This window comes from Rhodobacter calidifons, assembly GCF_011174775.1.
Classification (GTDB): domain Bacteria; phylum Pseudomonadota; class Alphaproteobacteria; order Rhodobacterales; family Rhodobacteraceae; genus Tabrizicola; species Tabrizicola calidifons.
The window spans coordinates 1-23,982 of record NZ_JAANHS010000015.1 but is presented as its reverse complement, the minus strand read 5'-3'; the positions used below and the strand labels follow the sequence as shown (position 1 = coordinate 23,982).

The 23,982-nt window shown below is 66.7% G+C and carries 23 protein-coding genes and 1 pseudogene; 10 read left to right on the top strand and 14 right to left on the bottom strand.

Features of this window, described 5'->3' with window-relative positions:
* The first annotated feature begins 300 nt into the window (after positions 1-300).
* The 7 genes from G8O29_RS15250 to G8O29_RS15220 all read left to right on the top strand — a co-directional run bounded on the left by G8O29_RS15250 (position 301) and on the right by G8O29_RS15220 (position 8,724).
* Complete coding sequence (locus tag G8O29_RS15250) at positions 301-1,551, top strand: sarcosine oxidase subunit beta family protein (protein ID WP_166404084.1); 1,251 nt, start codon at positions 301-303, stop codon at positions 1,549-1,551.
* A 12-nt stretch (positions 1,552-1,563) separates the two neighbouring features.
* Complete coding sequence (locus G8O29_RS15245; protein ID WP_149076902.1) at positions 1,564-1,848, top strand: sarcosine oxidase subunit delta; 285 nt, start codon at positions 1,564-1,566, stop codon at positions 1,846-1,848.
* Positions 1,845-4,784 carry a sarcosine oxidase subunit alpha family protein gene (locus G8O29_RS15240; protein WP_166404083.1) on the top strand — a complete coding sequence of 980 codons (2,940 nt, stop codon included), beginning with the start codon at positions 1,845-1,847 and terminating at the stop codon, positions 4,782-4,784. Before G8O29_RS15245 ends, G8O29_RS15240 begins: the two co-directional genes overlap by 4 nt.
* Positions 4,777-5,337: a sarcosine oxidase subunit gamma gene (locus tag G8O29_RS15235; protein WP_166404082.1), complete on the top strand. Its 561-nt coding sequence runs from the start codon at positions 4,777-4,779 to the stop codon at positions 5,335-5,337. The genes G8O29_RS15240 and G8O29_RS15235 overlap by 8 nt, the downstream gene beginning before the upstream one ends.
* A gap of 69 nt (positions 5,338-5,406) precedes the next feature.
* Complete coding sequence (locus tag G8O29_RS15230) at positions 5,407-6,066, top strand: helix-turn-helix domain-containing protein (protein WP_166404081.1); 660 nt, start codon at positions 5,407-5,409, stop codon at positions 6,064-6,066.
* A 1-nt stretch (position 6,067) separates the two neighbouring features.
* Positions 6,068-7,468 (top strand): FAD-binding oxidoreductase, encoded by a 1,401-nt coding sequence (locus G8O29_RS15225; RefSeq protein WP_166404080.1) that lies wholly within the window; start codon positions 6,068-6,070, stop codon positions 7,466-7,468.
* A 38-nt stretch (positions 7,469-7,506) separates the two neighbouring features.
* Positions 7,507-8,724: an MFS transporter gene (locus G8O29_RS15220; RefSeq protein ID WP_166404079.1), complete on the top strand. Its 1,218-nt coding sequence runs from the start codon at positions 7,507-7,509 to the stop codon at positions 8,722-8,724.
* Positions 8,725-9,059: 335 nt separating this feature from the next.
* Here G8O29_RS15220 and G8O29_RS15215 read toward each other — a convergent pair whose 3' ends face one another.
* The 11 genes and pseudogenes from G8O29_RS15215 to G8O29_RS15165 form a co-directional block, all read right to left on the bottom strand.
* Positions 9,060-11,036, bottom strand: coding sequence for an oxidoreductase (locus G8O29_RS15215; protein ID WP_207623876.1), 1,977 nt, complete (start codon positions 11,034-11,036; stop codon positions 9,060-9,062).
* 127 nt (positions 11,037-11,163) lie between these two features.
* A complete protein-coding gene (locus G8O29_RS15210; protein ID WP_166404078.1) occupies positions 11,164-12,609 on the bottom strand; it encodes an aldehyde dehydrogenase family protein in 1,446 nt (481 codons plus the stop codon).
* Positions 12,610-12,757: 148 nt separating this feature from the next.
* The gene (locus tag G8O29_RS15205) at positions 12,758-13,345 is read right to left on the bottom strand and encodes a GNAT family N-acetyltransferase (RefSeq protein ID WP_166404077.1); all 588 of its coding nucleotides are present in this window, start codon (positions 13,343-13,345) and stop codon (positions 12,758-12,760) included.
* A complete protein-coding gene (locus G8O29_RS15200; protein ID WP_166404076.1) occupies positions 13,336-14,175 on the bottom strand; it encodes a hypothetical protein in 840 nt (279 codons plus the stop codon). The genes G8O29_RS15205 and G8O29_RS15200 overlap by 10 nt, the downstream gene beginning before the upstream one ends.
* A complete protein-coding gene (mobB, locus tag G8O29_RS15195; protein ID WP_166404075.1) occupies positions 14,168-14,659 on the bottom strand; it encodes a molybdopterin-guanine dinucleotide biosynthesis protein B in 492 nt (163 codons plus the stop codon). Before mobB ends, G8O29_RS15200 begins: the two co-directional genes overlap by 8 nt.
* Positions 14,656-15,246 (bottom strand): molybdenum cofactor guanylyltransferase MobA, encoded by a 591-nt coding sequence (mobA, locus tag G8O29_RS15190; RefSeq protein WP_166404074.1) that lies wholly within the window; start codon positions 15,244-15,246, stop codon positions 14,656-14,658. The genes mobB and mobA overlap by 4 nt, the downstream gene beginning before the upstream one ends.
* Before the next feature lie 72 nt (positions 15,247-15,318).
* Positions 15,319-15,936: a hypothetical protein gene (locus tag G8O29_RS15185; protein WP_367890187.1), complete on the bottom strand. Its 618-nt coding sequence runs from the start codon at positions 15,934-15,936 to the stop codon at positions 15,319-15,321.
* 14 nt (positions 15,937-15,950) lie between these two features.
* Complete coding sequence (locus G8O29_RS15180; RefSeq protein WP_166404073.1) at positions 15,951-16,100, bottom strand: aa3-type cytochrome c oxidase subunit IV; 150 nt, start codon at positions 16,098-16,100, stop codon at positions 15,951-15,953.
* Positions 16,101-16,268: 168 nt separating this feature from the next.
* Positions 16,269-16,619, bottom strand: a pseudogene (locus G8O29_RS15175) (DUF6173 family protein); the annotation flags it as partial.
* A gap of 42 nt (positions 16,620-16,661) precedes the next feature.
* Positions 16,662-17,837: a dual-specificity RNA methyltransferase RlmN gene (gene rlmN / locus G8O29_RS15170; protein WP_166404071.1), complete on the bottom strand. Its 1,176-nt coding sequence runs from the start codon at positions 17,835-17,837 to the stop codon at positions 16,662-16,664.
* A gap of 119 nt (positions 17,838-17,956) precedes the next feature.
* Positions 17,957-18,475, bottom strand: coding sequence for an invasion associated locus B family protein (locus G8O29_RS15165; RefSeq protein WP_166404070.1), 519 nt, complete (start codon positions 18,473-18,475; stop codon positions 17,957-17,959).
* A 167-nt stretch (positions 18,476-18,642) separates the two neighbouring features.
* Here G8O29_RS15165 and G8O29_RS15160 point away from each other — a divergent pair, with 167 nt between their 5' ends.
* Together G8O29_RS15160 and G8O29_RS15155 are read left to right on the top strand one after the other, a co-directional pair.
* The gene (locus G8O29_RS15160; protein WP_242679131.1) at positions 18,643-19,650 is read left to right on the top strand and encodes an asparaginase; all 1,008 of its coding nucleotides are present in this window, start codon (positions 18,643-18,645) and stop codon (positions 19,648-19,650) included.
* 43 nt (positions 19,651-19,693) lie between these two features.
* Positions 19,694-20,038: a DUF2794 domain-containing protein gene (locus tag G8O29_RS15155; RefSeq protein WP_166404069.1), complete on the top strand. Its 345-nt coding sequence runs from the start codon at positions 19,694-19,696 to the stop codon at positions 20,036-20,038.
* A 112-nt stretch (positions 20,039-20,150) separates the two neighbouring features.
* Here the strand turns inward: G8O29_RS15155 and G8O29_RS15150 are convergent, their stop codons facing one another.
* The 3 genes from G8O29_RS15150 to G8O29_RS15140 form a co-directional block, all read right to left on the bottom strand.
* Positions 20,151-20,966, bottom strand: a complete 816-nt coding sequence (locus G8O29_RS15150) for a C40 family peptidase (RefSeq protein WP_166404068.1) — start codon at positions 20,964-20,966, stop codon at positions 20,151-20,153.
* Positions 20,967-21,038: 72 nt separating this feature from the next.
* Entirely contained in the window at positions 21,039-22,427 is a 1,389-nt protein-coding gene (locus G8O29_RS15145) for a leucyl aminopeptidase family protein (protein WP_166404067.1), read from the bottom strand.
* Positions 22,428-22,722: 295 nt separating this feature from the next.
* The gene (locus G8O29_RS15140; protein WP_166404066.1) at positions 22,723-23,103 is read right to left on the bottom strand and encodes a hypothetical protein; all 381 of its coding nucleotides are present in this window, start codon (positions 23,101-23,103) and stop codon (positions 22,723-22,725) included.
* Positions 23,104-23,253: 150 nt separating this feature from the next.
* Here G8O29_RS15140 and G8O29_RS15135 point away from each other — a divergent pair, with 150 nt between their 5' ends.
* Positions 23,254-23,901 (top strand): carbonic anhydrase, encoded by a 648-nt coding sequence (locus G8O29_RS15135; protein ID WP_166404065.1) that lies wholly within the window; start codon positions 23,254-23,256, stop codon positions 23,899-23,901.
* Positions 23,902-23,982: the final 81 nt, after the last annotated feature.

The window sequence follows — 23,982 nt, the reverse complement described above, 5'->3', positions numbered from 1 at the left end:
GCATGGTTAACCGCTTGGCAACCAGAATCGGGCAGAACGGTACGGGAACAAACCGTATCCAGGGCCTGAACATGCAGATGCTCCTCTCCGCTACCACCATCCTCGTCCTCTTCGCCTGGGCGCAGGAAGAAGTCGCCAACATGCCCCCGCCCTGGTCGCCATTTGCGGCCATCGAGGCCGCCTTCCGGCACTGAGCTCACTTCCTCGCGCCGTGGCGAAAACTGCGGTGTGCATGGCGAAAACCAACGGCTTCCTGCACCCGAACGGGCCTACAACCAGCCCGGAAGCAGGAGAACCGTCGTGCGCTATTCCGGATTTCGGGTCATTGCCGAGGCACTTACCGGCCACAAGGGCTGGAAACCCGTCTGGCGCGACCCCGACCCCAAGCCCGACTACGATTACATCATCATCGGCGGCGGCGGCCACGGGCTTGCCACGGCCTATTACCTTGCCAAGGAATTCGGTCAGGCGCGGATCGCGGTGCTTGAGAAAGGCTATCTCGGCGGCGGGAATGTGGGCCGGAACACCACGATCATCCGGTCGAACTACCTGCTTGATGGCAATGAGCCCTTCTATGAGTTCAGCCTGAAACTCTGGGAGGGGCTGGAGCAGGACTTCAACTACAACGCCATGGTCAGCCAGCGCGGGATCATCAACCTGATCCACACCGATGCGCAAAGGGATGCGGCCACAAGGCGCGGCAATGCGATGATCCTGCACGGTGCGGACGCGCGGCTGCTGTCGCGTGACGAGGTGCGCCAGATGTATCCATGGCTCAACTTCGACAACGCCCGCTTTCCGATCAAGGGCGCCCTCATGCAGCCGCGCGGCGGCACGGTGCGGCATGACGCCGTCGCCTGGGGCTATGCACGCGGGGCCGACCAACGCGGCGTGGACCTGATCCAGAACTGCGAAGTCACCGGGATGCGGATCGAAAACGGCCGCATCAAGGGGGTGGAGACCACCCGCGGCTACATCGGCGCTAAGAAGGTCGGCGTGGCGGTGGCCGGGTCGTCGTCGAAGGTCATGGCCCATGCCGGAATGCGCCTGCCCATCGAATCCCACGTCCTGCAAGCCTTCGTCTCCGAGGGCCTGAAACCCCTCATCGACGGTGTGATGACCTTCGGCGCCGGGCATTTCTACGTCAGCCAGTCCGACAAGGGCGGCCTCGTCTTCGGCGGCGACATCGACGGCTACAACTCCTACGCCCAACGCGGCAACCTGCCGGTGATCGAGGATGTGGCCGAAGGAGGCATGGCGCTCATGCCCGCCATCGGACGCGTGCGTCTGTTGCGGACCTGGGGCGGGATCATGGACATGTCGATGGATGGCTCACCCATCATCGACAAGACCCACATCGAAGGCCTCTACTTCAACGGCGGCTGGTGTTACGGCGGGTTCAAGGCGACCCCGGCAAGCGGCTGGTGCTTTGCGCATCTGCTGGCGAAGGATGAGTCACATATCACCGCCAGGGCCTACCGCTTCGACCGGTTCCTCAAGGGGCTGATGATCGATGAAAAGGGGCAAGGCGCGACCCCGAACCTGCACTGAAGGCGTAACCGAATGATTATTCACCATCCGATCCTCGGCCCGCGCGACGCGCAGGAATTCGTCTATCTCGGCGATGCCTCGCTGATCGACCGCCCCGACGGCATGACCGCAGGCGTGGAGGCTTTCCACGACTATCTGTACCAGCGGACCAACCCGGCGGGCGAACATCAGGAGCTTTGGTACCACGAACAGGGCGACCGGTCTTGGCTGGTGGTGACGCGCAACACCGTGACGCACGAGATCACCAAGGTCGAACTCGCCCGCGATGTGGCGCGGGCCCGGGGGCGCACGAAATGACCCAGTCGCACCGGATTGCCGGCGGCCAGATCGACCGCACGAAGACGCTGCGCTTTTCCTTCGACGGCCTGCCCTATCAGGGCCACCCCGGCGACACACTGGCCTCGGCGCTGCTGGCGAACGGCGTCCGCCTGATGGGCCGCAGCTTCAAGTATCACCGCCCGCGCGGGCCGATCTCGGCCGGATCGGAGGAGCCGAACGCGCTGGTCGAACTGCGCACCGGTGCGCGGCAGGAACCGAACACCCGCGCCACGGTGGCGGAACTGTTCGACGGGCTGGAGGCCAAAAGCCAGAATCGCTGGCCCAGCCTCCGTTTCGACGCGATGGGGATCAACGACAGGCTGTCCACCTTCTTCGCGGCGGGCTTCTACTACAAGACCTTCATGTGGCCCAAGTCGTTCTGGGAAAAGCTGTATGAGCCGATCATCCGCCGCGCCGCGGGCCTTGGCTCGGTCACCCGGGAAGAGGACCCGGACGCCTACGACAAGGGCTTCCTGCACTGCGATCTCCTCGTCATCGGGGCAGGGCCTGCGGGCCTGATGGCCGCGCTGACGGCTGGCCGGGCAGGCAAGCGGGTCATCCTCGCCGACGAGGATTTCCGCATGGGCGGCCGTCTCAACGCCGAGACCTTCACAGTCGGCCACGCCACCGGCGCCGACTGGGCCGCCGCCACCGTTGCCGAACTCGCCACCCTGCCCAACGTCCGCCTGATGACCCGCACCACGGTCATCGGCGCCTTTGACCACGGCATTTACGGCGCGGTCGAGCGGGTCTCGGACCACCTGCCCACCCCTGCCAAGGGCAAGCCCCGCCAGATCCTCTGGCGCATCTACACCCACCGCGCGATCCTGGCCGGAGGTGCCACCGAACGCCCCATCGCCTTTGAAAACAACGACCGCCCCGGCATCATGCTGTCCGGCGCCCTGCGCGCCTATGCAAACCGCTGGGGCGTCAAGGTGGGCGAGCGTGTGGCGGTCTTCACCAACAACGACGACGGTTTGCGCACGGCGAAGGACCTGCAAGCCAAGGGCGTCGATGTGGTGGCCGTGATCGACAGTCGGCAGGCAGGGGAACTTCTCCCCGGCATCCGCCATCTGCAAGGCGCCGAAGTCATCGACACCACCGGAAGGCTTGGCCTGAAGTCCATCACTGTTCGCCAAGCGAATGGGCGGTCGGAAATAATTGCCGTGGATGCACTCGGTCTATCGGGGGGCTGGAATCCGAATGTGAACATTCATTCACATCATCGCTCCCGTCCCGTGTACGACGCCGGCATCACGGCCTTTGTGCCCGGCCGGGACGGCCCACCCGGCCTGCTTGTCGCCGGGGCGGCGGCTGGCCAGATGTCCACTCATGCCGCACTGAAGACCGGGCTGGACGCTGCCGTAGCGGCCCTCGAACTCTCCATCGGTCCCGATCTGCCAGAGGCCGAGGACGCGCCCATCCGGATCACCCCGCTGTGGCACGTCGCCCATGGCAAGGGCCGCGCGTGGATCGACCAGCAGAACGATGTCACCGACAAGGATGTGAAGCTGGCGAAACAGGAGAACTTCACCAGCGTCGAGCATCTGAAGCGCTACACCACCCTTGGCATGGCGACCGATCAGGGCAAGACCGGCAATGTCATCGGCCTTGCCATCATGGCCGAACTCACCGGGCGTTCCATCCCCGAAACCGGCACCACGATCTACCGCCCGCCCTACACGCCGGTCGCCCTCGGCGTCCTGGCGGGCAGGTCGCGGGGCAAGGAATTCAGGCCCTATCGGCTCACCCCCTCCCATCACTGGGCGCGGGAACAGGGCGCGGTCTTCGTCGAGGTCGGCAACTGGCTGCGCACCCAATGGATCCCGAAACCCGGCGAAACCGAATGGCGGCAATCGGTGGACCGCGAGGTGCTGGCGACCCGCAGGTCGGTGGGCATCTGCGACGTGACCACCCTGGGCAAGATCGACATCCAGGGCACCGACGCCGGGGCCTTCCTCGACCGCATCTACGCCAACACCTTCTCGACGCTTCCCGTCGGCAAGTGCCGCTATGGCCTGATGCTGCGCGAGGACGGCATCGTCTTCGACGACGGCACCACCGCGCGGATGGGCGAGCATGAATACGTCATGACCACCACCACGGCCAATGCCGTGACAGTCTTCCGCCACCTGGAATTCTGCCGCCAATGCCTCTGGCCCGAGATGGACGTCCAACTGATCTCCACCACCGAGGCCTGGGCGCAGTTCTCGGTCGCCGGTCCCAATGCGCGGAAACTGCTGGAGAAAGTCGTCGATCAGGACATCTCCGACGCCGCCTTCCCCTACATGGCCGCAGGCAACATCACGGTCTGCGGCGGCCTTCGCGCGCGGCTGTTCCGCATCAGCTTCTCGGGCGAACTGGCCTATGAGATCGCGGTGCCAACCCGTTACGGCGACGCGCTGCTGCGCGAGATGCTGGCGCGGGGGGCGGAATACGACCCCATTGTCTACGGCACCGAGGCGCTGGGCGTCATGCGCGTCGAAAAGGGCCACGTCGCAGGCGGCGAACTCAACGGACAGTCCACCGCGCTGAACATGGGACTGGGCAGGATGGTGTCGAAGAAGAAGGACTCCATCGGCATGGTCCTGTCGCAACGCGAAGGCCTCACCGACGAAAACGGCTATCGCCTTGTGGGCGTCAAGCCCGTGGACCCCAATGCCAAACTCACCGCCGGGAGCCACTTCCTGGAAAAAGGCGCGGCCCCCGTTGCGGCGAACGATGGCGGCTGGCTCACGTCGAAGGTCTACTCGCCGCACCTCGGCCATGACATTGCGCTAGGCTATCTGAAGGCGGGCGACAAGAAGATCGGCCAGAGGATGCGGATCGTGAACCTCCTCGCGGGCCTCGATACCGAAGTCGAGATCATTTCGCCCCACATGTTCGACCCGGAAGGAGAGCGTCTCCGTGGCTAGCCTGCAGCCCCTCACCGCCTTTGGCAAACGCGAGCCTGTGTCCGTCACCCACGGCCCGCTGACCATCACCGAACGCACTGACATCGCGCTCGCGTCGGTCGCCGTCCGCAAGGGCCGCGCCGCGGACCTCGCCAAGGCCGCCGAAAAGGCGGGCGCCCCGCTGCCCGGCCCGTCACTGCACCAGCAAGGCAGTCCCTGTAGCGCCTTCTGGACCACGCCGGAGATGTGGTTCGTCGAAGCCCCCTTCGCCAGCCACGAACTCATCGCCGATCTGCTGAAGTCCGCCCTCGGCGACGCGGCAAGCATCACCGAACAGACCGACGCCTGGGTCGCCTTCGACCTTGCCGCCCCGGACCTGGCCCCCCTGCTCGAACGGCTTTGTAACGTGGATTACCCCTCGAAGCCAGAAGGTTACGCCACGCGCACGGTGATGGAGCACCTGGGCGTCTACCTCATCAAGCACGGCCCCGGAGCTGCGCGGATCTACGGGCCGCGGTCCAGCGCCGAAAGCCTGCTGCACGCCATCGAGACAGCGGCGCATTCCGTCTGGTAGCATTTGCTTGACAGAGTTTTTCCTGTAGTGAAACCATTTCCAGTAGTTTCACTCCGGGATCGTTCCCCCATGTCCGATGGCACCGCCAGCCCAGCCCTTCCTCGCGGCAAACCAGCCTTTGACCAGGACCCCCACCGCGTTCGCGAGATCAGCGAGCGCAACTTGGAGGCCGCCATCGGCCGTGAGGTGCGCAATTTCCGCCGTCAGCAGGGCATGACCGTGGCCGATCTGGCCAATGTCACGGGCCTGTCGATCGGGATGCTGTCGAAGATCGAGAACGGCAACACCTCACCCTCGCTGACGACACTTCAGGTCCTCAGCCATGCCTTCTCCGTCCCGGTGACGGCCTTCTTCCGCAGCTATGAGGAACGGCGCGAGGCGCAGCATGTGAAAGCCGGAGAGCATGTAGAAATCGAACGCCGTGGCACCCGGGCCGGGCATCAGTATCACCTGCTCGGCCATATCGGGTCCAACAACTCGGGCGTCGTGGTCGAACCCTACATCATCACCCTGACCACCGAATCCGACACCTTCCCTGCCTTCCAGCATGACGGACTGGAACTTCTCTACATGCTGGAAGGCGAGGTCGATTACCGGCACGGCGATGTCGTCTATCCGCTGAAACCCGGCGACAGCCTGTTCTTCGACGCCGACGCCCCGCATGGGCCCGAGACGCTGGTCAAACTGCCCGCGCGCTATCTGTCTGTGATCGCCTATCCGCAAGGCTGAGATGCTCACCGACCTTGCCGCCGCTGTTGGCCCCGCCAACGTTCTGACCGGCCCCGACATGGCCCGCCACGCCCGCGACTGGATGGGCCGCTACGAAGGCCAGCCTGTCGCCGTCGTCCGCCCCGGATCGACCGAAGAGATCGCCGCCTGCGTGAAGATCGCTGCGCAGCATGGCGTGCCCGTCGTGCCGATTTCCGGCAACACCGGCCTGGTCGGCGGGACCATGACCAAGGGCGGTCTCCTCCTCAGCCTCGAACGGATGAACCGCATCCGTGATGTGAAGCGCGACGCGAAACTGGTGATCGCCGAGGCTGGCGTCGTCCTCACCCGCCTTCACGAAGCCGCCGAAAAGGAAGGACTTTACTTCCCTCTCTGGTTCGGCGCCCGGGGATCTGCCATGCTGGGCGGGGTCCTTTCCACCAACGCGGGCGGGTCCAACGTTCTCCGCTACGGATCCACCCGCGGCCTCTGTCTGGGGCTGGAGGTCGTCCTCCCCGACGGCCGCATTCTCGACCTGATGTCGGAACTCCACAAGGACAACTCCGGCTATGATCTGAAGGACCTTTTCATCGGAGCCGAAGGCACCCTCGGCATCATTACTGCCGCCGTGATGAAACTGGTTCCCGCGCCGAAAGCCCACGCTACCGCCACTGTTGCCGCCCGCTCTCTTCCCGACGCGCTCATCCTCCTGAACCGGATGCAGGAAGCCACCGGCGGCAAGGTCGAGGCCTTCGAGTTCATGCCGCGCACCTACTCCGAACGCCTGCGCGAGGCCCGCCCCGACCTTGGCCTGCCCTTCGATCACATCCCCGAGGTTACCCTCCTGATCGAGGCCGCCACCACCGTCCCGTCAGAGGCCGCCCCAGACCAGAACGGCGACATACCCCTCGTCCTCACCCTGGAAACCATCCTCGCCGAGATGATGGAGGCCGGCCTCGTTACCGACGCCATCCTCGCCCGCAGCGAACAGCAGCGCCGCGCGATGTGGGCCCGGCGCGAGGCGGCGGCCGAGATCGGTGTTGGCCTGCATCCCGAGGTCGATACCGACGTCTGCCTGCCGCTCGACCGCGTCGATACCTTTCTGACCCGCGCCATCCAGCGCGTCGAGACGCTCGACCCCGGCGCACGGACGATCACCGTGGCGCATCTCGGCGACGGGAACCTCCACTTCACCGCCTATCCGACCCGCGACGAGGGCCAACTCAAGGACCGGGTGCTGGAAGCGATCGAGGATGTGGTTGCCGAGCTTGGCGGCAGCTTTTCGGCAGAGCATGGCGTCGGCCTGTCGAAACTTCCTTCGATGCGTCGGCGCAAGGATCCGGTCGCGCTGGACGTGATGCGCATGCTGAAACGGGCGCTCGACCCGCAGAACCTGATGAACCCGGGCAAGGTCATCCCCTGATATTGCGGCCGAGGCGCCGCCGGGATAGCCAGGCACGCATGTCCGCAATACGCCTCTGCCTGACCGACCCCGCGCTGCGCGCGGCGGGTCTGGTCATGACGTTGCAGGGCGCCGTTGCCTGCTCGTTCGCTCCCTACCTCTCCACCCTTGCCGTCAACAGCTTCGGCTTCGGCGACCATGGCTACGCCGTCCTCCTTGCGCTTTTCTCGATCGCTTCCGTCTCGGCCGCGGTCATTGGCGGCATCCGCGCCGACCAGACCGCGAAACGACGGAGGATCACCCTGGTAGCGGTGCTGGCGCTGGCTCTCGGCACTCTTCTCATGACGGCCGCGCCGGGGCCCTGGATCTTTGCACTGACGGTGGCGCTGCTGATCCCGATCAGCAGCATCACCTTCGGCCAGGTCTTCGCCCTGGCCCGCCTTGCCGCGACGCGTTACCCGCCCGAGAACCGCGACGGGATCATGGCCGTTATCCGCGCGCTCTTCGCCTTTCCCTTCATCGTCGTGCTTCCCCTCTGGTCGCTGGTCTTCGCGGCCGGAGCGCCCGTCACCACGGTCTTTCCCGCAGGGCTTCTTCTGGCCTTCGCGATGCTGCTTGGCGTGTGCCGTCTCTGGCCCCGTGACGGAGCACCGCTTTGGGAGGACCGCCCCTCCGGCCGCACCTTCCACGCCGCATTGGCCGAGATGGCGCGCCCCCGCATCGCCGCCAGGGTCATCGCCCTTGGAGCTGTCTTCAGCGCATCGACCGTATACATGGCGATTGTCTCTCTGATCATGACACCGGCGGTTGCCCGCGGCACCGCGGATGTCGCGCTCTATGTCGGACTGGTCGCAGGCCTGGAAGTGCCCTTCATGCTGCTGATCCCCGGCCTGACCCGCAGCATCCCCCGGACCCGGCTGATCTTCGTCGGCGCCTTGCTCTACAGCTTGCATGTCGCGCTTCTTCCGGTGCTGGCCGGCACGGCTTTCGTCTGGCTGCTGGTTCTGCCCGCTGCGGTGGGCGGAGCGGTGACGCTGACTGTCCCCATCGCCTATCTTCAGGATCTCCTTGCCGACCGACCCGGGGCCGGGGCGTCGCTCATGGCCTTGCAACGGCTTGCAGGCGACGTGATCGCCGCAAGCTGCTTCGCCCTTGGGACCGCCCTTTCGGGTTACGGCATGGTGGCGCTACTGGGTGTCGCTGCTTCGATGGCAGGCGCCGCCGCGCTATGGGCCGCTGACCATCTGCCAGGTGTCGCTGCGCGGCGAAGAGCGTGAAATGCTGCGAGAATGCTGCGCAGCAAGGCTTCTTTTTCAGACACTTGCCAGTGTGCAGTAAGCATTGATTGCGGGTGCCTGACCCAGAGCCAGGTGTCAGCCCTCGCCCCCGTTGTCGCCCTGTCATGAAAGCCGCCATTTGAGAGGGGCCTTGGAAGGCCATTGCCGCGCCGTGATGCCGCCGCGGTTCCAGACTCTGCCGCGGATCTGCGTTGGACGAACCGGAACAGACAAACCCGGATCCCGGTCTTTCAACCCTCCCCGACGCTTTCCCGTCACCCGGCTGAATGCGTCCCGTGTCGTGATGGACCCGGGGCGTCCCGCCTGGACAAGCCTCAGATTATCAGGCCGACCTTGCGCCCCTCATGGAAGGCATAGGCCGCCAGCCGTGGCGCCTGGCAGTCACCGATCCGGTGCAGGACCTTACCGGGCACCGTCTCGGGGAACGGGTCGAGCGCCCGGTTCGTCGTCGCCATCACCAGACCCGAGGCCGGGATCACCTCTTCTTCCCCTGACAGGAAACTTCGCACCGTCACTCCGTTGCCATGCCAGCGCACCAGCCGGTGTTCGGCCAGCATCCGCACCCCCAGAGCCCCCAGTCGCCGTCGCACCACCCCATCGGCCGCTGTACGCGCCAGCTCCTTCCCGACGAAGGCCTCCGGCGTGACGATGGTCACCCGCTTTCCCTGCTCTGCCAGGGCCCAGGCCGTTCCGACCCCGCGCCAGTTGCCGCCCTCGTCGTAAACGACCACCGCATCCCCTAGCCGTGCCTCGCGGCGCAGGACCGCCTCCGGCGACCAGACACCTCCGGCCTCGATCCCCGGCAGCGCGGCCAGATGCGGCACCCAGCGCTGGAACCCGGTCTCGTCCGGCAGCGACCCCGTCGCCAGCACCACGACCGAAGCCGGATGCGCCGCGACCTCGCCCGCCTCCAGAAATGTGTTCAGCAGCAGCCGCACCCCCAGCCGGTCGACCTGCCGTTCATACCAGTCCATCAGCTCCAGGATCTGCCCCCGCCGGGGCTGCATCCCCGCCAGCCGGAACTGGCCGCCGACGACGGGCTGGGCCTCGACGATCTCCACCCGGTGCCCGCGCTCGGCGGCGACCCGCGCCGCCTCCAGCCCTGCCGGCCCCGCGCCCACGACCAGCACACCCTTCGCCTCGACCGCAGGCGAGAACCGGTCCCCGCCCCACTCGAACTCTCGCCCCGCACTCGGGTTGACGAGACAGGAAATCCAGTAATCCCGCGATCGCCGCCCCCAGCACATCTGGTTGCAGGAAATGCACCCCCGCACGTCCTCGGGCCGCCCCTCTGCCACTTTCCGTGCCAGATACGGGTCGGCGATCTGGCCGCGCACGATGCTGACCAGGTCCGCGAGGCCCGAGGCGATGATCGCCTCGCCATTCTCGGGCGTCCTGACCCCCGCCTCTGATGTCACTACGGCGTGCTTCAGGAGACCCTTCAGCTGCTGCGTCAAAGGCGTCGTCAGCTTCTCGCCATGCGTGAAGGGCGGGATGATCGTTTCGAATTCCAGATAGGATCCCGCGCCCACCGTGACGTAATCCACATGCCCCGTCCGGTCATGCAGGTCGAGGATTTCGCACAAAGCCTCCGCCCCCAAGGTGACCTCGTAGGCTTCGGAGTAGCTCACCGCGAGGCCCACGACGAAGTCGTCGCCACAGGACCGCCGCACCCGCTCGATCAACGTGCGCGAGAACCGCGTGCGGCCTTCCAGCGAGCCGCCCCACTGGTCGGTCCGCTGGTTCGACCAGGGCGTCCAGAACTGGTCCAGGAGCGAATGATAGGCCGCCCAGACCTCCACCCCCTGAAACCCCGCCGCCTTGGCCCGGACCGCCGCCGCGACATGGGCCTCCAGCAACTCCTCGACCTCCGCCCCCGTCATCGCATGCGAGCCGTCGCTGTCGTGATACGACGGCCCCCCGGACGGCGACCAATGCGGAGCGAAGCTCAGGTCTGAATCGCCATGCGCGCCGATGTGGTATAGCTGCTGGATGATGACGGCGCCTGCCGCCTTCACCTCGTCGGTGATCGTGCGGAAGGCCGGGATCACCGCGTCGTCGGAATGCAGGAAATTACCCCGGGTCAGCACCCCGGTCCGGTGAACCGGCACAGGCTCGGCCACCACCATCGCCGCGCCACCCAAGGCACGCTCCAGAAGATACTTGCCGTACCGAGGCCCCGGCATCCCCTGATCCGACATGTTTGCGGTATGGGCGCCAAAGACGATCCGGTTGCGCAGGCGGTGGCCCCGCAGCTGCAAGGGGGACATCAGGCGGGGATGCTGGGTCATGACGGCCTCCGGTTGCCCCATGTCAGCCAGTCTCGACACCTGTGTCAAGTTCTTCGCGCACCGGAATTCGTGCGAATTCCGGACCGGAGCCTTCGAAGGCTCCGATGCGATTTCTTCGAAGAAATCGCTACTCTGCCGCCAGGTCCCAGCCCGAGATCGCCTTGACCTCCAGGAACTCCTCGATCCCCCAGATGCCACCCTCGCGCGCCCGGCCACTGGCCTTCACGCCCCCGAACGGAGCACCAGCCCCGCGAGCCTTCCCGTTCATCTCGACCATACCTGCCCGCAACTGACGCGCCAGCCGGTTCCGCCGCGCGCCGTCCTGGGACTGGACGTAGTTGGTCAGACCATACGGCGTGTCGTTGGCGATCCGCACCGCTTCCTCTTCGCTGTCGAAGGGGATCATGCACAGCACCGGCCCGAAGATTTCTTCGCGCTCGATGGTCATGCCCGGCTTCACATCGGCAAAGATAGTCGGTCGGACGAAGTAGCCCTTGTTCATGCCCTCGGGCAGGCCCAGACCACCGGCCACCAGCCGCGCACCCTCATCGATGCCCTTCTGGATGTAGCCCTGGATCTGATCCCATTGCCGCTTGTTCACCACCGGGCCGATGTGGTCGCCCGGCAGGCTGGCCGGACCGACCTTGATGCTGTTGGCCACCTCGGCAGCAATCTCCACCGCCCGGTCGTAGAAGCTGCGTTCCACCAGCATCCGGCTGGGCGCGTTGCAGCTTTGGCCGGAGTTGTTCATCATGTGCCGCACGCCCCGCTCCACGGCGCGCGCATCGGCATCGGCGAAGACCAGGTTCGCGCCCTTGCCGCCCAGTTCCAGCGTGACCCGCTTCAGCGTCTCGGCCGCCGCCCTGGAAATCGCCCGTCCGGCCCGCGTGCTGCCGGTAAAGCTGATCATCTCGACATCCGGATGGCTGGACAGCCGCGTCCCCACCCCCGCGCCGTCGCCGTTCACCAGGTTGAACACGCCCGGGGGCACGCCCGCGTCATGGCAGAATTCGGCAAACAGCATCGAGGACAGCGGGGCTTCCTCCGACGGCTTCAGCACGCAGGTGCAACCGGCCAGCAGGGCAGGGATCACCTTCAGCGTCACCTGGTTCATCGGCCAGTTCCAGGGCGTGATCAGGCCCACGACCCCGATCGGCTCCAGCGCGATCATGGTGTCAGGGGCATGCGGACCCAGAGGTCGGATCCACTCCATCTGATCGAAGGCCTTGAGGAAGTTCTTCAGGTGCCAGGGCAGACACTCGGCCTGATCGTCGCGGCTCATGTCGATGGGCGCGCCCATTTCCAGACTGATCGCCTGCGCCATCTCCTCTTTCCGAAGGTAGTATTGCGCCAGGATGCCTTCCACGACCTTCCGCCGCACCGCAGGATCGGTCGCGGCCCAGGCCGGGAAGGCCGCCTTCGCCGCCGCGACGGCACGGTCGGCATCCGCCTCCGATCCAAGCGAAATCACCGCGCAGACCTCTTCGGTCGAGGGGTCGATCACCGGGCAGTCATTCGGTGCCAAGGGCGCCACCCATTTTCCGTCGATGTAGAACTCGCGCTTCTCGATCATGGCTGGTCTCCCGGGGGGTGAAATTTGATCATATCCTGACAGGGGACGGCGCCGCCCACAAGGCCGGGCGCCCGGGCTTTCCGGATTTCTGGTGCTTCAGCGCAAAACCCCGATGACAACGGACGGCAACGGCCCAGGCCGGGGCCGATCATTCCACCGGCCGCACCATCACCGTCGAGGCCGCGAATCCGAACAGGAATCGCAGCACCCCCAGTTCCTCGGTCCGCACGGCCCGGAACCCCTGCCGTTCGTACAGCGCGCGAGCGCGAAAGTTGTCGCGGATCACGTCCAGCCGGACCGCGCGATAGCCGCGCTCGGCGGCCTCGCGGCACAGCGCGGACAGCAGCCGGGAGCCGACGCCCTTGCCCCGATGCGCCCGGGCCACGCAGATGCCGTCGATCAGGAAGCGCTCGTTGTCGATCTCGCGGCCTAGCAGCCACAGCAGGGACCCGCGCCAGCGCCCGCCGAAGGCCCCGTACACCGCCGCCAGATCGGCCCAGCTGCCGCCGGCGAAGCTGCCCGAAGGGGTCTTGAAGCCGGCAATGCCCACAAGTTCGCCCGCGTCATCGATGGCCGCAATGCAATGGTCGCCCCGGATCACCCGCTCGAAAAAGCGCAAGGCCCGCGCCTCGGGGCCCAGCACCCGGCCAAGCTTGCCGCCGAAGGCTTCCCAGTAGAGCCGCGCCGCCTGCGGGCGCAGTTCGGGATGCAAGCCGTGGAACAGGGTCACGGCCATGCCAGCGCCTCTTGCAACAGCCCTGCGTGGCCCGCGCCGAGGATCCAGCCTTCCTCTGCCGCTTCGTCAGGGCTGTCGAACAGCGGGGCCAACCGGTCCTTCAGGGCCAGGGCGAACAGGGCCCGGGACAGAAGCCGGACCTGCGCCCGATCGGGGATCGGATCGCCCGCTTCCGCAACCGACGGGGCCAGAAGCGCGGGATAGACCTCGGCAAGAGTCAGGGGACCCGGCGGCTCGAAGGGCCAGACCCGCGCGCCGGTCGCCTTTGCCAGCCGATGCACGACCGGGATGCCAAGCAGCGCCTGCGAGCCGACCGAGCCTGCGCCCATCAGCTGCCAGAGGGACTTGGCGGGCGGGTTCTCGCGTTCCACCCGGCGCTTTTCGGCCAGACCCAGCCCGAGGTAATCCGCCGTCTTGAACGGCGACAGATGCGGGATCGGCTTTGCCTTCGGACGGCCCCAGAACGGACCGTTGCCCCCAAGCCGGGCATTGATCGCGGCAGCGACCTCGAAGCGGTTGTTGCGGTTGTCCGGCCCGTCCTGGATCTGACCGGCCAGCCAGACATGCAGCGCGTACGCATCATCCCGGCCGGCAATCCGGCGCGCGAAACCGGCAGGATAGCCCAGCGGAAAATCGAAGCCGACAAGCTGGCGGCCGCCCTCGGCCAGTCGGGCGGACAGCCAGTCCTCTGCCTCAGCGCGGCTGCGGAAATAGCTCTCTTCCCGGTGTCCCGCTTCGCAGAGGCCGGTCCAGATCGCGTCCGGGGAGGGACGGGCGGGGCTGCGCGTGCCCCGCCCCGACCAGTCCACCACGATCACCCGATCAAACAAGCCCGACCTCGCGCAGGATGAAATCGGCCACCGTAGCCGTGTCGTTCGGGTCCAGCACCGGGACCGGCAGGGTAAGCTGCGCGTCCGTCGCCACCGCCCGCACCAGCGGATCACCCGGCTGGATCAGCGGCTGGCCGGTCTCGGCCCGCCAGACCTCGACCTTGCGATGCGCGTCGCGCTTGTAGCCCTCGACCAGCACCAGATCGACCGGGGCGAGGCGGGCCAGCACCTGCGGCAGTTCCGGCTCGGGCCCGCGATGTTCCACCAGGATCGCCAACCGGTCGGCCGCGGCCAGCACCACCTCGCGCGCGCCGGCCTGGCGGTGGCGGAAGGTGTCCTTGCCCGGCTGGTCCAGATCGACCGCATGATGGACATGCTTGACCGTCGAGACCGAAAAGCCCCGCCTGGTGATCTCGGCCACCAGCCGCTCCATCAGGCTGGTCTTGCCCGAATTCTTCCAGCCGATCACGCCATAGACCTTCATGCCGCCCCCCGGATCAGCGCCTCGGCGGCGGAGAGGTCCTCGGGCGTGTTCAGGTTCCGGAAGGCGCCCGGGTCCGGGAAGCGGGCGCGACCGGCGCGGTGGGCCTCGGCAAAGCGCAGCACCCGCGCCTCGCCCGTGGCAAGGAAATCGGCCAGCGCGGGGGCGAGGCCGACAGGCCAGAGCGCGGTTGCGGGATGATCGCCGGTCGCGTCCGAGGCAAGGGCCACGCCTTCGGGCGCGCCTTCCGCCGCCAGCAGCAGCTGCGGGACAAGATCGCCGGGCAGGAAGGGCGTATCGACGGGGGTCGAGACGACATGCGTCGCTTCCATCTCGACAGCCAGGGTCAGGGCGGCCAGCACCCCGGACAACGGTCCCTGCGGGCGGGCATCGGGCAGGACGCGACAACCGAAGCCGGTAAAGCGCGAGGGGTCGCCATTGGCCGAGATCAGCACCCGGTCAACCTGCGGCTCCAGCCGGTCCAGCACATGCGCGATCAGCGGACGCCCGGCGAGGGGGATCAGCGCCTTGTCGGCACCGCCCAATCGACGGCCCTGTCCGCCTGCCAGGATCACTCCGAAGATGCGCATGCCGTCCGATGCCCCCTGTTCCGGACGGAACCCTAACGCATCCCGCGCCCGGTTCAAGCAAACCGGCCGGGCCTATAGCGGCGAGCCGTCGCGCTGCACCAGAAGCACGCCGTGGTTGTCGTCGGCGTCGTCGTCGGTGATGACCCGCGTCGTGACGCCCGGCAGGCGCCCGAAGGCTTCGGACAGTTTCCTGGGATAGAAGGTCTGCGGCAGGGATTCAAAGCCAGGCACGCCGCGCAGGACAGAGGACGTCGCCTGGGTGCACATCGCCTTCGGCACCGCGCCATAGGCCTTGACCCTTTCCAGCACCAGTTCGGCCACCTCTGGCGAGACCTGGATCGTCTGCTCGATCGTGTTGTAGGTGATGCGGGTATGGTAATCGAGGTAGAAGGCGACGGCCTTGTCGGTCATGCCGAAATGCACGTCGTTCCGTTCCGGCAGTTTGGGATGATACCAGGTGCCCGCCGGGTCGAAGATCACCCGTTCCGAGGCATTGACCAGGATCGCCGAATGCGCGCCCGACCCGGTGCGGGTGTTCACCACGGTGTAAAGCGTGATGTAGGTCGGCGGTCCTGCCACAAAGCGCGCGGCATCGACCTGCTCTTGCGGCGCCCACTTCGCGTCGGCCCCGCAGGCGGCAAGGGCAAGCGCGACCAGAAGGCCGGACAGAAGGCGCAGCAGGCGGGGCACGACCTCGGCCGCGATCAGGAGTTCGCCAGCGCCATGAAGATCAGGATGCCGATGACGATGCAGGTCACCCAGACCGTCATGCGGACGAAACCCGCGAAGGTCCTTTCATGCGCGCGGATGTCCATCGAGCCGTGAACGTGGTCGGAGTGGTGCTGGTCGGCCATGGTCGGCTCCCTTGATTGTTCCGGTCTGGATGCCTGATAGCGGATTCGCGGCGACCTGTCACGGGGTCGGCTGGCATTGGTGGACCCGGTTGCGCGCAGCCTCCTCGTGCGCCTTCGGCTTCTCGTCGGAGACGACCGGCGCGAAAGGAAGTGGCCCGCGCCGGGCCCTCACCCGGACCAGCCGGCCGAGCCGTCGCCGGCCTCGCCCCCGACCCAGCCCGCGTGCGGCTGGAACCCGATGCGGCGCGGCGGTTCGGTGGTGGCCTGCCGCGGCATGGCCCGCAGCATCACCGACAGCTGCGTCACATGCTGAATCAACTGGGTCCTGGCGCCGAACTCGTCGCGACCGTAGAAGGTGACGATGTCGGGATCCATATAGCCCAGACCCTCGATCCGCAGCACGCCCGATGCGTCCGAGGCAAAGCCCATCGCGATTTCGTGTTGCGCATCCAGCGCCGCCTCGAAACTGCGGATGTAGGCGACAAGCCGGTCATGGGCCGAACGGGCCGGGCTGACGGGCGGATCCGCTGGAGATAGCGGGTTCCGGCGCGCCGCCGTCGGTCAGCCAAGACCGGCTTCGGCCGCGATCTGCGCCTTCGACTTCCGCGCCCGTTCGGTGGCCGATTTCAGCTGGCCGCAGGCGGCCATGATGTCCTCGCCCCGCGGGGTGCGGATCGGCGAGGCGTAACCGGCCTTGTAGATGATGTCGGCAAAGGCATGGATCCGGTTGCCCGAGGACCGCTTGTAAGGTGCGCCGGGCCATTCGTTGAACGGAATCAGGTTCACCTTGGCCGGGATGCCTTCCAGGAGTTTCACCAGCCGGTGGGCGTCCTCCCTGCTGTCGTTGACGCCATCGAGCATCACATATTCGAAGGTGATCCGTTCCGAGTTCGACAACTTCGGATAGGCCTTCAGCGCCTCCAACAGGGTCGCGATGTTCCAGCGCTTGTTGATCGGGACCAGGACGTCCCTGACCTCATCCGTCGTCGCGTGGAAGCTAATCGCCAGCTGACAGCCGATTTCCGTGGCGGTGCGGGCGATTTCCGGGACGACCCCCGACGTGGACAGGGTGATCCGGCGGCGGCCAAGGGCGATGCCTTCGCCGTCCATCACGATCTGCATCGCGTCGCGGACGTTCTCGAAGTTGTACAAGGGCTCGCCCATTCCCATCAGCACGATGTTCGAGATCAGCCGCACTTCCTCCTTCGGAGCGCCCGGCACCGGCCATTCGTCCAGATCGTCGCGCGCCATCATCACCTGGCCGACGATCTCCGCCGAAGTCAGGTTGCGCACCAGCTTCTGCGTGCCGGTGTGGCAGAAGGAACAGGTCAGCGTGCAACCCACCTGCGAGGAAATGCACAAGGTCCCCCGGTCGGTTTCGGGGATATAGACCACCTCGACCTCATGCCCGCCGGCGATGCGGACCAGATACTTACGCGTGCCGTCCTCGGAGATCTGTCGCGTAACGACCTCGGGGGTCTCGATGGTGAAGTTGTCGGCCAGAAGCGCGCGGTAGTCCTTGGCAAGGTTGGTCATACGCGCGAAATCGCGGACGCCCCAGTGATAGACCCATTGCCAGACCTGCCCCACGCGCATCCTGGCCTGTTTTTCCGGCGTTCCGGCTGCGATCAGCGCCTCGCGCAGGGCCGGGCGGGTCAGACCGACGATGTTCGTCTTGCCCGTCGCGGGCAGCTTGCGCGGGATCGTCAGCACGTCGGGGCTGATGGGGGTGGTCATCTGGCAGATCCTTTCACGGGGCCTTGTCACAGGCGATCTGGTGTGGCGCGCATATAGGGCAGGGCCAGACAAAAGAAAAGCGCCCCGCAGCGGGGGCGCCCTGGCTCATGCGGCAAGGCTTACTTGCAGCGGGTCTCGGCGTCGGTCATCGCTGCGGTGAAGCCGCGCAACGAGAATGTGTCCTTCGTCTGCGTGCCCTTGCCCGACCGCGCGGTCAGCACCGCCGTCGTACCCTTCTTCATCGCTGCCAGCAGCTTGGCGTCTTCTTCGGCGCTGCCCGGCCAGGCCCATTCGCCATCGGTGAACAGCTGATAGGACACGCCGTCGATCGCAACATCGACCGTCGAGCCGCTGGCAAAGGGATAGCCGCCGGTAAAGCTGATCTCGCCCGGCTTGCCGGGACGGAAGGTCACGAACAGAAGGATGTCGCCGCGCCGGACGCTGACCGGCTGGCCGTCACGGGTGTTCACGGTCTCTTTCGGCTTCGAAACGCCCCAGCATTCCTTCGGGTTTTCCTCAGTGAAGACGTTCCAGTCCGTCATCGTGGCGACGCGATTGGTCGATTCCTGGGCCTGGGCGGCAACCCCGGCGAGCGTGATCGCGGCAACCGCCAGCGTGCGACCGAAAAGGAATGTCATCGTTGACGCAGCCTCCAAGCTGTCTTCGTGCCGCGCCGTTCTGTCCTGACCTGTTGGCCTTTTAGGCTGGCGCGGCGTCGTTCTACCCAATATTCCAGCCATAATCAAAAGCGCCAGGCGACGAAAGCCCTCTGGGCGACAATTCGCGCATATGTGACGGAGGATCAATGGCAAAGGTCAGCGACGGCGCGGTTCCGATGCTGGAGGTCTGGCGCGGGGGGCTTCTGGAATGTGTGCATCAGGGCCATGCGGTGATCTGCGATGCCAAGGGGATCGTCGCGGCCTGGGGCAACCCTGAGGCGGTGATCTTCCCGCGGTCGTCGGCCAAGATGATCCAGGCCCTGCCGCTGATCGAGACGGGCGCCGCCGACGCGCGTGGCCTGTCTGACCGGCATCTGGCACTGGCCTGCGCCAGCCACCGGGGCGCGCGGGTCCATGTCGATCTGGCCGGGCGCTGGCTGGCCGATCTGGGTCTGGCAGAAACCGACCTGCGTTGCGGTGCGCATGAGCCGGGGGACAGGGCGGAACGCGACCGGCTTGTCGAGGCCCATGAAAAGCCCTGCCAGCTGCACAACAACTGCTCGGGCAAGCATTCGGGCTTCCTCACGGTGACCCAGCATCTGAAGGCCGGACCGGAATATGTGGAAATCGACCATCCGCTGCAAAGGGCCATCCGCGCCGCCACCGAAGAAGTGACCGGAGAGACGGTCGCGGGCTGGGGCGTCGATGGCTGCTCGGCCCCGAACTTCGCGATGAGTGTGACCGGCCTGGCCAAGGCCATGGCGACATATGCGGTCGCCCGCGAAGGCCGCGGCGCGCGCGAGGACGCGATGCACCGCCTGACCCGGGCGATGGCCGCGCATCCGCACCTTGTGGCGGGCGAGGGCGAGACCTGCACCGAGCTGATGCGCGCCATGGGCGGCAAGGTGGCGATCAAGGGAGGGGCCGAGGCGGTCTATGTCGGCATCGTGCCGGAAAAGGGCCTTGGCATAGCGCTGAAGGTCGTGGACGGCGGCTACCGCGCGGCAGAGGCCGCGATCGCGGCGCTGCTTGCCAGGGTCGGGGTGCTGGACCCGGCGCATCCGGCGGCGGTCAGGCGGATGGCGGGGATCCAGCGCAACTGGCGGGGCCTTGAAACCGGGGCCTTACGCATCGCGGACGGATTTGCCGCCTGATCTGGCAGGTTGATTTGGCGATCAAAGCGGGTAAGCTTTGGCGATGAACGCCGAGGCGCCGATCCCGTTTCCGCACAGCGACCGCATCAGCGATGAGGTCCGTTTCGACCGGAAGGAGCTGGGCCAGATCCTGCGGGTCTATGGCCGCATGGTCGCTGCGGGCGAATGGCGCGACTACGCGATTGCCGCGATGCGTGATCTTGCCGTCTTTGCCGTGTTCCGCCGGACATCGGAAACGCCGCTCTATCGCATCGAGAAACGTCCCCGGCTGCGGCACCGTCAGGGGCTTTATGCCGTGGTCGGGATGGACGGGCGCGTGCTGCGCCGGGGCCATGACCTTGACCAGGTGCTGAAGGTGCTGGAGCGCCGGCTGATCGGCCCGGTCTGACACGGCCGGCTTCGAAACCGCCCCTCTCCGAAACTGCCCATCATCTTGCGACGGGGTCGCCTCCTCGGTGGCGCGCGCCGGGTGTCGGGCAGGCATCGACCGATCCTTCGGCCTAAAGCCGCTGCCGGGTCTGCACCAGCCCGCCGCCGCCTGCCGAGATCCGCGCCACAGCGTCCTTCAAGCCCTCATAGGACACCGACATCGTGTGGCCATTGGCGTGGATCACCCGGTCGCGGTCGACGACCATCGCGACATGGCCCTTCCAGAAGATCAGGTCGCCGCGCTTCATCGGCTCGTTCGGGGCCAGTTGGCGGCCCAGCGACATCTGCATGTCGCTGTCGCCGGGACAGGGCAGTCCGCAGGAATGCAGCGCCAGCTGCACCAGACCGGAACAGTCCAGCCCGAAGCGCGAGTTGCCGCCCCAGAGATAAGGCGTCCCCAGCAGGCTTTCCGCCACGGCCACCGGGTCGCTGGCCCAGTCGCCCAGGGCCCGCAGGTGGCGCAGCGGAACAAAGCCGTGCGGCGTGTTCGCCCATGCGCCCCAGGAACCGACGACGGCCAGCCGCGACCCCAGGCTCAGCGCCATGCGTTCGGGGGCCTGGACCTGCGGCTCTGAGTAGAGATGCGTGCCGGGGGAGGCGACCCAATGCGTCGGCGCCGGACCCTGGCCGAGATCGCTTTCCTTCATCCAGCCGCAATAGCCGTCCTTGGCCGATATCACGAACACATGGCCCGCGTCGCGGTCGATCACCGTCACGGATTCGCCCAGAAGAAGCTGGCGGTCCCGGGCCCCGCCCGGGCTTTCGCAGAGATTGGCCACCGGCACGATGACCTGCGCCTGCAAGCCTTCGGTCAGAGGCGCGTTCACCTGACCGGACAGCGACACATGCGCGACCCTGCCGGAAAAGGGCGTCAGCCTGCGGTCCATTGCGATCTCCTCCACTCGTCCTGTCACTGCCTGCCCACGCCCGCAGGCCGGTCTGCCCAAACCCTTTGTCCGTCAGAGTTTCAACATTTCCGAAAGTCCTTCAAGCAAGGCACGCGCGCCTTGGCCGACGCCCCCCTTGGGCCGCGCCGGCTGGTCTCTGGGCGTGTGCCCGTAGATGTCGAAATGCAGATAGCGCGGCCCCTCGACGAAGCGGCGCAGGAACAGGGCCGCCGTGATCGACCCGGCGAACCCGTAGCCCGGGGCATTGTCCAGATCGGCAATCCCCGGCTCGATCACGCTGTCATAGGGATCATGGAACGGCAGCCGCCAGACCGGATCGAACCCGGCTTTCGCACCGGCCTCCAGCGCCGCGGACAATTCGGGATCGTCGGTGTAATAGGGCGCGAGGTCCGGTCCCACCGCCACCCGCGCCGCACCCGTGAGGGTGGCCATGCTGACCAGCAGGTCCGGGCCGTCCTCGCAGGCATAGGCCAGGGCATCGGCCAGCACCAGCCGCCCTTCGGCATCGGTGTCGTTCACTTCGACTGTCAGGCCCTTGCGGCTGGTCAGGATGTCCTTCGGCTTGATCGCATTGCCCGCGACCAGGTTCTCGACCGCCGGAACCAGCACCCGCAGGCGAAGCGGCAGGTTCAGCGCCATGACCATCCGCGCCAGGCCCAGCACCGTCGCGGCGCCGCCCATGTCCTTCTTCATCAGGTTCATGCCCGAGGACGGCTTGAGGTTCAGCCCGCCGGTGTCGAAGCAGACGCCCTTGCCCACCAGCGTCAGCTTCGGCCCCGTTTCGCCCCAGCGCAGGTCCAGAAGCCGCGGCGCGCGCGGGCTGGCGCGACCGACCGCATGGATCATCGGGAAGTTCCGCGCCAGAAGCTCCTCGCCCCGGATCGCCTGGAACGTGGCGCCGTATCGCGCAGCCAGCGCCGCCATCGCGGCCTCCAGTTCAGCCGGGCCCATGTCCTCGGCCGGCGTGTTGATCAGGTCGCGGGTCAGGGCCTCGCCTTCCGCCATGGCCAGAAGCCGAGCAGGGTCCAGACCCTGCGGGCAGACCAGAAGCGGCGGGGCGGCAGGCTTGCGGCCCGGGCGATAGCGGTCGAAGCGGTAGCCCGACAGAAGCCAGGCCAGCGCGGCCTCGGTCGCCTCTGCCCGGTCCAGCACGCCCTCCAGCCGCCAGTCGCCTGCGGGCAGGGCTGCAACCGCCTTGGCCAGCCCGAACCGCAGCCTGCGCCGCGCAAGGGCCGTGCCGTATCCCGCTACCGCTCCAGCGATGCCCCCCCCTGCCTCGGGCAGAAGGCGCAGCTCGCCCAGGCCCGCCTCGAACCCGATCGCCCTCAGCCATCCCGCCCAGGCCGCGCCGGGACCGGCCAGAAAGCCGCTCACCTCGTCGGGGCGCAGGACGTAAAGCGGCCTTGCGGCGGCGGAAGGATCGGCAAAGGCGAAGGTCACGCGAGCGTTGTTCCCGGTCGATGGTCGGCACAATCCCTTCAGATGTCCCGCATCGGAGCCAGAAGGCAAGCGTTTTCAGAGGATTGCGCCGAATTGCCGACGATTCTCCATCAATCCCGGCGGTGGGTGCCACACTGTCGCATCGGCGAAATCGTGACTCTTGCTGGTCCGATTGTACGCTCAGAGCGGCGCACAACCTGACCTTGCACGACTCGTCCGCGACCGCAGACGCCCGCCCGACTGCGCGATGCCTGGCTGCCCTCGGGATCACCCCCGAAAATCTGGCCGGAACCCTTCAGCTTGACTGGTCGGCAAGCCCCGCTTCGATCACCAGCGACCGTTCCGCAACCCGCATCAGGCGCGCCCAGACCGCCGAGAAGGCCGTGCTGTCGGCGCGTTCGAGACAGGTCCGTGCATCCGTGGCCACCGTGGCGAGACTGGACAAACCCAGGTCGCCGGCCAGCCGGGCCAGCCGGCCAAGCTGGCGCGCAAGATCTCGCAGTTCCTGCGAGCGGACCTTCTCGGCAATGCCGGCCATGGTAAGCGCCAGTTCCCCCAAGGCCCTTGTCACCATCTGCTCGGCCACCGGCGCACCGAGATTGCGGTAGATCACCGCGATCGCCTCGACGTCCTGACACACGACCTCGCGTGGTCTGAGAGTGGCAATCTCTCCCATCACAAACACCCAAGTTTCATCACACCCGGGTCCACCATGGGCCAGCATGCTGAAGAATTGGTTGTCCGCGCCCGCAGGGGGCCGGATTTTGCCTCTCGAATTTTCCGCAAATGCAGCATAGGCAGGGGCCAGCACCAAGGATGCCTGCGCATGACACCGATCCGCCCGCTTCCCAGCTATCTGGTCCAGCGATTCCACGGCTGGCGCGCGACGACCTATCAGGAAAACCGCGCCTGGTACCGCCGCCTCGCCGAAAGCGGCCAGCACCCCCGCGCAATGGTGATCTCCTGCTGCGACAGCCGTGTCCATGTCACCTCGATCTTCGGCGCGGACGAGGGCGAGTTCTTCATCCACCGCAACATCGCCAATCTGGTGCCGCCCTACAATCCGGACGGCGGATACCACGGGACCTCCGCGGCGGTTGAATATGCCGTCACCTCGCTGGGCGTTGCGCATATCGTGGTGCTCGGACATTCCAGCTGTGGCGGCGTCAAGGGCTGCCACGACATGTGCCGCGGCCTCGCGCCCGAGCTTGACGAGAAGACCAGTTTCGTCGGCCGGTGGATGGACATCCTGCGTCCGGGCTTTCAGAAGGTCGCGCATCTGCCGGATGGCGAGATCCTGCGGGCGCTGGAAATGCAGGCGGTCCTGACCAGTCTCGAGAACCTCCTGACCTTCCCCTTCGTGCGAACCGCGGTCGAGGCTGACCGCCTGACCCTGCACGGGCTCTGGAGCGACACCGGAGAAGGCTTGCTGGAAACCTACGACCCCGCGCGGGGCCTGTTCCACCCGGTCTGAACCACAACAGGCCCGGCGGATTGCTCTGCCGGGCCTTTGGCTGCTGTGGGAAGGTTCAGCCTGCCGCCGTGACCGCGCGGC